The sequence below is a fragment of the Emticicia fontis genome (assembly GCF_054779675.1).
In genome coordinates, this window is sequence record NZ_BAAGXU010000044.1 from 2211 (window position 1) to 3041 (window position 831).

Here is an 831-nt window from a genome sequence, read left to right on the forward strand (position 1 = left end):
ATACTTTCAAGTGTGGGTACTTATAGCATTACAGCCACTTGTACTGTGGGTAGTTGCACTTCTCCATCAAGTACCGCAGTAACAGGTTTACAGATTGTAACCCAACCAAGTGTCCCAACTATTGTTGCACCCAATCCAAAAGTAGTATGTGCGCCAAATACCTTGACTTTGACAGCCAGTGATTGTGGTGGCACAGTAAACTGGTCGAATGGTTCATCAGGTAGCAGTTTGATACTCTCATCGGTGGGCACTTATAGTATTACAGCCACTTGTACAGTGGGTAGTTGTACTTCTCCGGCAAGCGCCGCGGTAACAGGTTTACAGATTTTAACTCAGCCATCCGCGCCAACAATCACAGCACCCAATCCAAAAGTAGTTTGTGCACCAAATACCTTGACCTTAACCGCCAGTGGATGTGGCGGAACAATAAACTGGTCGAATGGTTCATCAGGTAGCAGTTTGATACTCTCATCGGTGGGTACTTACAGCATTACAGCCACTTGTACAGTGGGTAGTTGTACTTCTCCAGTGAGTACTGCTGTAACAGGTTTGCAGATTGTAACGCAACCATCTGCACCAACGATTGTTGCACCTAATCCAAAAGTAGTATGTGCGCCAAATACCTTGACCTTAACCGCCGGTGGATGTGGCGGAACTGTAAACTGGTCAACAGGAGCAACAGGCACAAGTCTGATACTTTCAAGTGTGGGCACTTATAGCATTTCGGCTACTTGTACAGTGGGTAGTTGTACTTCTCCGGCAAGCGCCGCAGTAACAGGTTTACAGATTTTAACTCAGCCATCCGCGCCAACAATCACAGCCCCCAATCCA

Annotated in this window: 1 pseudogene; it reads left to right on the forward strand. The window is 46.8% G+C overall.

Annotated elements, in window-relative coordinates:
* A pseudogene (locus tag ACYVFA_RS19625) lies at positions 1-831 on the forward strand (hypothetical protein); the annotation flags it as partial.